The organism is Desulfobulbus alkaliphilus, assembly GCF_016918545.1.
GTDB lineage: Bacteria > Desulfobacterota > Desulfobulbia > Desulfobulbales > Desulfobulbaceae > Desulfobulbus > Desulfobulbus alkaliphilus.
Genome location: NZ_JAFFQC010000342.1, coordinates 1 through 414 on the forward strand (window position 1 = coordinate 1; position 414 = coordinate 414).

General features: G+C 59.2%; 1 protein-coding gene. It reads right to left on the reverse strand.

Translation table 11 applies throughout. The annotated features are described in order from the left end of the window. Positions 1-368 (reverse strand): GIY-YIG nuclease family protein (locus JWG43_RS21055; RefSeq protein ID WP_205244441.1); only part of this gene is annotated, 368 nt, incomplete at its 3' end. Positions 369-414: the final 46 nt, after the last annotated feature.

Consider the following 414-nt stretch of genomic DNA (forward strand, 5'->3'; position numbering starts at 1 on the left):
CTTTTGAGAAACGCAGCCACACTCCCCTCTCCGTCATCCTCGGGCTTGACCCGAGGATCAGGCGCCCAGCCGCATAGACTTGGGTAGAGATCGACCCACTCAGGGTTCGTCCGTTCGATCAGCTCCAGCTTCCAGACGCGATTCCAGCGTTTCAGCGCCTTCTCCCGCCGGATTGCGTTCGTGACCAGTTCGAACTGCTCGTACCAGACCAACATTCCGCACCCGTAACGACTGGCGAAACCTTCGAAAGCCCCGGTCCTGTGCTGATGGCCGCGTTCATAGAGATTCGACGTCATGCCGATGTAAATGACACCGTGCGGTCGGCTGGCTTGGATATAGGTGGCGATGAAAGGGCGGCGCTCGCTCATAAACGCTGAGTTGTGGACAGGCCGATCCTCGGGTCAAGCCCGAGGA